Below are 7,786 nucleotides of genomic sequence, written 5' to 3'. Positions count from 1 at the left end.
GTCCTCATGCCGGCCTGGCCATTGGGCCGGACCTACACCAAGGGCCTGCTTGGTATCGACCAGAAAACCAGCGTCGACCGCCTGGTAAAGGACGCGACGCTGGAGCGTTCAACCTGGACGCAAAAGATCGATCAAATGGATTTTGCCGCAATTCAGGCCGATCCTTCGATGATGAAGATCGTCGGCGAGGCCGGCCACACGCTGTTTGGCGACAATTGCGCGGCTTGCCATGGCACCAAGGCGACGGGCGGTCCGGGATTTCCCAACCTCACCGCCGGCATCTGGCTCTGGGGCGGTGATCCCGAGACAATCCTTGAAACGCTGCGGGTCGGCATCAACTCTACCCATCCCGATACGCGAACCTCGCAGATGTTGGCCTTTGGCCGCGATGGGGTGATCGAGAGCAAGCAACTGGCTGACGTCGTCGCCTATGTGCGTTCTCTCGGCGGCACCACCGACGGCCTCGATGCCGATCCGCAAAGCATTGCTGCCGGACAGGACGTGTTCAAACAGAACTGCGTCGCCTGTCACGGCGACGATRCCAAGGGCAAGCACGACCTCGGTGCGCCTGACCTGACCGACAGCAACTGGATCTATGGTGGCGACCTCCAGTCCGTCAACGAGACAGTCTATGGCGGCCGGCAAGGCACCATGCCTAGTTGGGAACAGCGTATCTCCGCGACGCAGCGCAAGATACTTGCCCTCTATGTGCTCTCCCTCAGGAAGGCCCCCCAGTGAGCCTGGACCCCGCCCTGCCGTCGAGGCCGCGATCGCGATCGCGCACTGTCGCGCTCATCCTGGTCACGGCGGGACTGGCGCTGGTCGCCGCCGCCAATGCCCATCTGGTCTACGTGTCCTTCGCGTCGCAAGCCGACTGCGTGCCGCATCTGAAGGACCCCGGCGATCCCGCGAAGAACAGCTACGCTGCGGCCAGCTCGTCGTGCTGACGCTTGAGATGCGCGACCCAGCGAAACGACAGGAAGGATCATGGGAATGAGTGATCTCCATTTGGCCACCGACGAAGAATTCGTCCGCATCGCATCGCGCAACCGCGGTCTGCCGGCCAGTGCAGCGTTCGGCTGGCTGCGCGCCGGCTGGCGCGACCTGATGGCGACGCCGGCCCCAAGTCTCGCCTATGGACTGGCGGTCTTTGCCGTGTCCGCGCTGATCGTCGGCGGCCTTTTCCTGTTTCGGCTCGACTACATCCTGTTTCCCGCAACCGCCGCCTTCATGGTGGTCGGCCCGCTGATAGCGGTCGGCCTCTATGAAAAAAGTCGGTCGTTGGAACAGGGCAGAGCCATCTCGCTTGCCAGGATGATATTCGTGCGGCCGGCCTCCGGCGGCCAGATTCTCTTCGTCGGTTTCATCATGCTCGGCCTGGCGCTGCTGTGGATGCGTGCCGCGGTCATCATTTACGCCCTATTCTTCGGCTGGCGGCCATTTCTTGGTCTCGACCATCTTGCGCCGATGCTTTTCACCACCACCATCGGCTGGGCAATGTTGGCCACCGGCACGGTGGTTGGCGGCGTGTTCGCCGCATTCTCCTTCGCCATCAGCGCCTTTTCGGTTCCCATGCTGCTCGACCGGCGAACGGATGCGTTTACCGCGATGGGCACAAGCATTTCGCTTGTCTGGAACAACCGCCCGGTGATGATCACCTGGGGTGCAATCGTGCTGCTGCTAACCCTTGTTGGTCTAGGAACCGGGCTGGTCGGATTGATCGTCACCTTTCCCCTGCTCGGCCATGCCACGTGGCACGCCTACAGGACGATTTTGCTTGAGCCGGGGTCGAAGGAGTAGCGCTCATGAGCTGCTGCGCGCCTGGGGCTGAGGCTGCCCTGGAGATCGGCCCGGGGGGCCGGCTTTCCAGTCCACGCGAAGAACTTGTCCTTGTAAGTTGCGACCTCGGTGGCGGCCTTTACCAGGCCGATCTGTCGGTACCCGAAATTCATTGCGCATCCTGCATGGCCACGGTCGAACGCACTTTGTCGGCCTTGCCCGGCGTTGAGTATGCCCGGGCCAACCTTTCGATGAAACGGACCATCGTGAAATGGCGACCGATTGCCGATGAGGCCCCCGATCTCATTGGCGCACTAAAAGCGGCGGGCTACGCGTCACATGTCTTCACAGCGCAAACCGACCAGCGCAGTCCCGAATATTCCCGGCTCATCAAGGCGCTCGCTGTCGCCGGTTTCTGCGCCATGAACATCATGCTGCTGTCGGTTTCGGTCTGGTCCGGAGCCGAAGGCGGAACCCGTCAGGCGTTCCACTGGATTTCCGCAGGGCTCGCCTTGCCGGCAATCGTCTATTCCGGGCGGATATTCTTTTTCTCCGCATGGGCTGCCCTGCGCAATGGCCGGACAAACATGGATGTGCCGATTTCCATCGGCGTGTTGATGGCGTTCGGGCTCAGCCTCTACGACACCATTCACGGTGGACCACATGCCTATTTCGACGCCGCGACATCGCTTCTGTTCTTTCTGCTCATTGGCCGCACGCTCGACCATGTTATGCGGGAAAAGGCGCGCTCGGCCGTGGCCGGGCTTGCGAGCCTCGCGCCGAGGGGCGCGATCGTGGTCGATGCCGACGGCCGGCGCTATGTGCCGATTGCCGAGATCAGGCCGGGAACCTCGATCCTCATTGCCGCCGGCGACAGGGTCCCTGTCGACGGGATCGTCACGGAAGGCGCTTCGGAGCTAGATTGTTCGGTCGTCACCGGAGAGACCGCACCCAGGCCCGCCATTCCGGGGACCTTGGTCCAGGCCGGGCTGCTCAATCTGACGGGACCGCTGACGATGCGGGCCGCAGCCGAGGCAAAGGATTCATTTCTGGCGGAAATGGTCAGAATGATGGAAGCCGCCGAGGGCGGGAGGGCGCGCTATCGCAGGCTGGCGGATCGTGCCTCGGCGCTCTATTCGCCCGTCGTGCATGCCATCGCCTTGCTGTCCTTCCTGGGCTGGCTGCTGATCACCAGGGACTGGCACGCATCGGTTTCGATCGCCATCGCCGTGCTGATCATAACCTGCCCTTGCGCGCTCGGTCTTGCCGTCCCGATCGTACAGGTCGTCGCCGCCCGCCGGCTTTTCGAAAAAGGCGTGATGGTCCGGGATGGCTCTGCTCTCGAGCGTCTTGCCGAAGTCGACACTGTGCTGTTCGACAAGACCGGCACGCTGACGCTCGGCCGGCCCCATCTCGTCAACAGGGCTGATGCTGACCCCAGTGCGCTGGCGCTTGCCGCCAAAATGGCATCGGGCTCGAGGCATCCGATGTCCGTCGCAATTCTGGCTGCCGCATCGCAGGGCTCGGTTGAAGCGAGCCCGATGAAGAACCTCACCGAATATCCCGGCCGCGGCCTCGAAGCCAGGATGCGAACCACCATCTATCGCCTGGGTCGGCCCGACTGGGCGCTGGGCCGCAAAATGCCGGAAGACGTGGACGGTTGGTTTTCGGTGTCGCTACTGGTCCAGAATGGGCAGCAACTGGCGCGGCTGGTATTTGAAGACACCATGCGAAGCGGCGCGAGATCGACGATCGATCGATTGCGCCGGCAGGGCCTCAATGTTGGCATCCTGTCCGGTGACCGCAGATCTGCCGTGGCCRATCTGGCTTCGAAGCTCGGCATCGATGATTTCACAGCGGAAATGCTTCCATCCGACAAAGTTGAGCGGATCGCGGCTCTCACCGCTGCCCACTCCAAGGTGTTGATGGTGGGAGACGGCCTGAACGACGCGCCAGCCCTCGCGGCCGCGCACGTCTCCATGGCTCCGGCGACGGCGGCCGATGTCGGCCGCAACGCAGCCGACTTCGTGTTCCTGAAGGAAAGCCTTGCGAGCGTCGCCGACACCTACGAGATTTCGCGCAATGCCGGAAAGCTGATCCGGCAGAATTTTGCCTTGGCAGTGGGCTACAACGCCATTGCGGTGCCTTTTGCCGTGTGCGGCTATGTCACGCCGCTCGTTGCGGCTGTCGCAATGTCGCTCTCGTCCGTCTTGGTGGTGGCCAATGCCATGCGTCTGGGTTACCGCGCGCCTTTCGAACGCAGGGCGTCAGGCCGGCTTTCCGCCCAGACTTTGAAGGCGGCGACATGAGCTATCTGGCTTTCCTTGTGCCTGTCGCAATCCTGCTCGGCCTGCTGGGCCTGGCAGCATTCATGTGGACATTGCGAAACGGGCAGTACGAGGATCTGGACGGGGCTGCGGCACGTATCTTGATGGACGACGATCTGGACGAGCCCAAATAGTCGTCTTCATACGTGTCCTCGCCATACAGAGTTCAGAACCCGCCTAATTGCACGTCGTTGCCGCCGATTACCGCACGTATCGTTGCAGGTCTTTCGAGACCGAGAGGCTTGAGCTACGAGTGACAGGCGCCATCGATGAGACGGCGAAAATTGACGAACAGGCTGAAACCCGTAACACAAATGAGTAAAATGAAGCGAGTTCGACGGCCAGAACCTTGAAATTGTCAGCAAATCCGATGGTACCGTTGGCTGGGATCAATACGCGATTCAAGATATTGCTTTTATTATATTTTTTCGACCGCCAAGATTTATTTGTATCACAATAGGTATCACATTTACTGCTGCCTCGTGGCGCAACGGCCCGGACAAAAGGCGACGCGGTGCGGCTGGGCGCTGTTTTGTCGCGAAATGGGGAGGTAGGTGAACCCGACCGGCTGTCCTCGCCGCACTCACTCCAGGCTCGTCATGACCTCGACGACGAAAGGTGGAGGGTCTCTCATCGAAGTACCCCTCGTTCGCAGCTCGACATTCTATCTAACTGGGGCGCAACTTTCACCGACCACGAGCGCGGGCTGGAAGACGACGTTCCGCGCCGGCAAGGTGACCTTATCTTCGATGCGATCGACTAGCATGCGCAGCGCTTCGTTTGTCATGTCGGCAACGGGATGCTCTGTACGGGTAAGCCGCGGCTTCAACCCGCCTGCTCCAGCGACTGTATCGGTCGACGCGATCGAGATATCCTCGGGACAGCGCAGGCCAAGATCGGCGACAGCGCGCATGACTCCAATTGCCATGACGCCATTGGCGACGTAAAGCGCCGTGGGCCGGGCCAACTGTCCAAGCAGGTCTCGCGCGACTGAATAGGCGGTGTCTTCACGGAACTCGCCGGAACGGACATGCCCGGTTTTCGGAGCGAGGCCGCGCGCGGCCATTGCCTCAAGCATGCCTTGCAGCCTGCCGCTGCCGGTCGTCAATTGCGTTGGCCCGGTGATGGATCCGATTTCGCGGTGGCCAAGGTCCAGGAGGTAGTTGGTTGCCTGCTTGCCGGCCGACACATTGTCGATCGTGACGGTGTCAACACCGGCATCTCCGATCGAACGGCCAAGCAGGACCACCGGCACGCCGCCCTCGAAATCCCTTCGTTGGTATTGGCTTTCGGGACCTACCGGAACGAGGACCGACCCATCGCACCCTAGGGTTCGAATGCGCGAAAGAATGCGTTTTTCAATATCGGGCTTCTCATCGCTGTTGAACAGCACGAGAGAGTAGCCCCAGGCGGCGACCGCCGCCTCGGCTGCCGTGACGATGCGGGCGTAAAACGGGTTTGCCAGATCCGCCACGGCAAGCGCGATCAGCTGGCTGCGCCCGCTGCGTAGATTCCGCGCGACCAACGAGGGCGCGTAGCGAAGGTCGCGAACCGCGGCAAGCACACGACCCCGCAAATCCGGACTCACATAGGCAGTGTCGTTGACGACCGCGGACACCGTCGCCGTCGACACACCGGCAGCTCTTGCGACGTCTTTTATGGTGGCCATCTGCTCTCTTAGCTAATCGTTTAGCTGTATCTTGGCGCCAATCTCTCGCCTATTTCGTGCTCGTTTGCACGAATTTTCTTGCGAAGCCGCCCAAGATGGGAAAATCTACCGAAACGGTTAGGCGGTTATCAGCTTTGAATCTGAAGATGCGCGTCCAACCTCACATGGGAGAGAGAACAATGAAAAACCTGACGTTCGGCGTTTTCGCAGTGGCCCTAGCATTGTCCGGCGCGCACGCCAGCGCGGCCGACAAGCCGCTGCTCGGCATAGTGTCGATCAGCGCCACGGAAGCAAACAATGTCCGCTATATCCAGGGCGCGACCAAAGCGGCCGACGAACTCGGTTGGAAAGTTACCGTGGTCGACGCGGCGGGCAATGCAGACCAAGCCAACGCTGCCATCCAGAACTTTGCGCAGCTGGGCGCGCATGCCATCGTTGACATGGTGTTCCCGTTCTCTTCGATCGGCGCCGGGCTAGCCGCGGCTGGTTCCGCGAGCATTCCCGTAGTCACTTGGGGGGGCGGGCTGGGCGGCACCGTTGCCGCCACCAACGGCTCGGGCGGCCCGATGGCCATCCCGGTCGTGGACCTGATGCTCAAAAACATGAACGGCAAGGGCTCCATCCTTGCCCTCACGTATCACACGGGTGAAGTTTGCCGAAACCGCGAGCAGGTCATGGATGAAATGGTCGCCAAATATCCCGACATCAAGGTGACCAAAAACGAAGTGCGCATTCCCGGCTACTTTGAAGATGGCGCGCAGTACGCCAATGCATGGCTCGCCTCGCATCCGGCAGGCGCTGAAAACCTAGCTATCTGGGGCTGCTGGGATGATCCTGCGATCGGCGCGATCGGCTCACTGCGTGCTCAGAACCGCACCGATGTGATGGTGTATGGCATCAACGGAAATGCCCAGGCTCTCGAGAATATCAAAAATGGCTTCATGACCGCAACGGCATGGCAAGACAGCTACACCGAAGGCTACAATATGGCAAAAATGGTTGAAGAGATCACCGCCGCCGGGAAGAGCTGGACGCCGAAAGCCGCCGAAGTGCCGGCGGTGCTGGTGACCAAGGATACAGTGGCGAATTTTCTGACCAAGCATCCTGACGCGATCCAGTAGGCGCAGCCAGCTTTTGACCGATAGGGTAACAGGAGATGCGGCAATCGAGATGGGGGCGCCCGTGGCGCCTCCATTTCTTGTCGTACGCAACATCAGCAAGGCCTTCGGTGGCGCCAAGGCATTGCGAAATGCTTCCCTCGACATTATCGCGGGGGAGGTTCACGGGCTGGTCGGCGCCAATGGGGCGGGCAAGTCGACGATGATCAGGATTCTCGCCGGCCTCAACCATCCGGATCAGGGGTCGATCGAGGTCGACGGACAAGCCGTCGGCATCGAGACGGCGCACCGCGCGACGGCATTCGGCATGAGCTTTATTCACCAGGAACTGGCGTTCGTTCCGGGAATGACTGTCCTCCAGAACATCATGCTCGGCGTGCCGAAACGCTCGCGCTTCGGCTTGACCGATTGGGCGGCGATCGCCCGCAATGTCGAGCCCATCGCGAGACGCGTCGGCATTACGGCCTCCCTCAACGCAAATGTGAAAGGGTTGTCGACCGCCGAGAATTGGTTGATCAACATCTGCCGAGCGCTGGTTCGCAAATCGCGACTTATCGTGATGGACGAGCCGACCGCCTCGCTCTCGGCCGACGAGAGCGAGAAGCTCTTCGCTATCATCAAGGACCTCTCGGCATCCGGTGTGGCCGTGCTTTACGTCTCGCACCGCCTGGATGAGATTCTGAAACTCTGCGATCGGGTGTCGGTATTGCGCGACGGCAATTCCGTCGCCGAATTCACCCGTGCTGGATTGACCAGGAAGGCGTTGGTCGAGGCGATCGTCGGCTCTGCCCATGTCGGTAACGACGGTAGGCCTGAATATGCGCCGCAGACCCATGAGATCGTCCTGCGCGTTCGGAACCTGACACGCCTGCCCAAGGTGCGTGGCGTAAGTT

The 7,786-nt window shown here is 61.1% G+C and carries 8 protein-coding genes; 7 read left to right on the top strand and 1 reads right to left on the bottom strand.

Going from position 1 to position 7,786, the window contains the following annotated elements; all coding sequences use genetic code 11:
• The 5 genes from ccoP to ccoS all read left to right on the top strand — a co-directional run.
• The coding region (gene ccoP, locus AC1DX0_RS27125) for a cytochrome-c oxidase, cbb3-type subunit III (protein ID WP_477357474.1) at nt 1-738 on the top strand (738 nt) is incomplete at its 5' end.
• Complete coding sequence (locus AC1DX0_RS27120; RefSeq protein WP_477222568.1) at nt 735-947, top strand: hypothetical protein; 213 nt, start codon at nt 735-737, stop codon at nt 945-947. The genes ccoP and AC1DX0_RS27120, both read left to right, overlap by 4 nt.
• A gap of 46 nt (nt 948-993) precedes the next feature.
• Entirely contained in the window at nt 994-1,800 is an 807-nt protein-coding gene (locus tag AC1DX0_RS27115; RefSeq protein ID WP_477222569.1) for a DUF2189 domain-containing protein, read from the top strand.
• 5 nt (nt 1,801-1,805) lie between these two features.
• Nucleotides 1,806-4,088 carry a cation-translocating P-type ATPase gene (locus tag AC1DX0_RS27110; RefSeq protein ID WP_477357472.1) on the top strand — a complete coding sequence of 761 codons (2,283 nt, stop codon included), beginning with the start codon at nt 1,806-1,808 and terminating at the stop codon, nt 4,086-4,088.
• Complete coding sequence (ccoS, locus tag AC1DX0_RS27105) at nt 4,085-4,240, top strand: cbb3-type cytochrome oxidase assembly protein CcoS (RefSeq protein WP_477222571.1); 156 nt, start codon at nt 4,085-4,087, stop codon at nt 4,238-4,240. Before AC1DX0_RS27110 ends, ccoS begins: the two co-directional genes overlap by 4 nt.
• Nucleotides 4,241-4,770: 530 nt before the next feature.
• Here the strand turns inward: ccoS and AC1DX0_RS27100 are convergent.
• On the bottom strand, nt 4,771-5,775 hold the full coding sequence (locus AC1DX0_RS27100; protein ID WP_477222572.1) for a LacI family DNA-binding transcriptional regulator: 1,005 nt from the start codon (nt 5,773-5,775) through the stop codon (nt 4,771-4,773).
• Nucleotides 5,776-5,954: 179 nt separating this feature from the next.
• Here AC1DX0_RS27100 and AC1DX0_RS27095 point away from each other — a divergent pair, with 179 nt between their 5' ends.
• Together AC1DX0_RS27095 and AC1DX0_RS27090 are read left to right on the top strand one after the other, a co-directional pair.
• Nucleotides 5,955-6,896: a sugar ABC transporter substrate-binding protein gene (locus AC1DX0_RS27095; RefSeq protein WP_477222573.1), complete on the top strand. Its 942-nt coding sequence runs from the start codon at nt 5,955-5,957 to the stop codon at nt 6,894-6,896.
• Between the two features lie 61 nt (nt 6,897-6,957).
• Nucleotides 6,958-7,786 (top strand): ATP-binding cassette domain-containing protein (locus AC1DX0_RS27090; protein WP_477357470.1); only part of this gene is annotated, 829 nt, incomplete at its 3' end.

This window comes from Mesorhizobium sp. P3_A9, assembly GCF_056402975.1.
Note: the sequence above shows the minus strand (reverse complement) of the source record. Positions and strands in the feature narration are given on the sequence as shown.

Excerpts from the sequence above, each read along its gene's own strand:
- AC1DX0_RS27115 (WP_477222569.1), top strand. The coding sequence starts at position 994 with ATGAGTGATCTCCATTTGGCCACCGACGAAGAATTCGTCCGCATCGCA.
- ccoS (WP_477222571.1), top strand. The coding sequence starts at position 4,085 with ATGAGCTATCTGGCTTTCCTTGTGCCTGTCGCAATCCTGCTCGGCCTG.
- AC1DX0_RS27100 (WP_477222572.1), bottom strand. The coding sequence starts at position 5,775 with ATGGCCACCATAAAAGACGTCGCAAGAGCTGCCGGTGTGTCGACGGCG.
- AC1DX0_RS27095 (WP_477222573.1), top strand. The coding sequence starts at position 5,955 with ATGAAAAACCTGACGTTCGGCGTTTTCGCAGTGGCCCTAGCATTGTCC.